The sequence below is a fragment of the Aphanothece microscopica RSMan92 genome (assembly GCF_046613545.2).
Taxonomy (GTDB): Bacteria; Cyanobacteriota; Cyanobacteriia; order PCC-6307; family Cyanobiaceae; genus NIES-981.
In genome coordinates this window covers 1-538 of the sequence record NZ_JBKKKY020000394.1, presented here as the reverse complement: position 1 = coordinate 538, position 538 = coordinate 1, and the positions used below count along the sequence as shown (strand labels likewise).

At 48.3% G+C, this 538-nt stretch carries 1 protein-coding gene; it reads left to right on the top strand.

From position 1 onward, the window contains the following. Window positions 1-307 precede the first annotated feature (307 nt). On the top strand, window positions 308-538 hold a 231-nt coding region (locus ACLD7X_RS18190; RefSeq protein WP_425625486.1), incomplete at its 3' end, for a DUF695 domain-containing protein.

The following is a 538-nucleotide window of genomic DNA, read 5'->3' as shown; positions in this document are numbered from 1 at the left end:
GCTTATCGCGCCCTTCAGCCGAACGGTCTTGATCCTCGGATCTTCGACAATCGCGGGGCCTATGGTCACTATTTTGCCGGCCAATGCGAGGTTAATGACGGATATTGAAAGCGTACTCGTGACATGCATTCCGTGAGAGAGAGAACCTCAAATGCTGATCAACCAGGATTTCGTTCTTCGATTCTGATGGTGTCCCGTATCTTCGGACGTACTGCCTGGCACATTGGTCACATGTCATGGCTATACTCTGTTATAACAGGAACTTCGCATGTTTAATCTCTTCAAGAAAAGATCAAAGCAAGACTCCATGTTCGACAACGAACGATGGGCCGTTGGGATGATTGAGTACGACGGGTATCCAATAATTCTGCGGATCAATACCGGCCTGAAGCCGTTTGTGGGTACATCTGATCACACACTTAGGATCAGCTTCGCAATGCCTTTCAAACATGCCAATCCAGGAGGCATGCCCGACATAGAGGAGAACATGCTGTTCGACCAATTCGAGGAGAGGATATTGGCTGTTCTGAAATCGAGA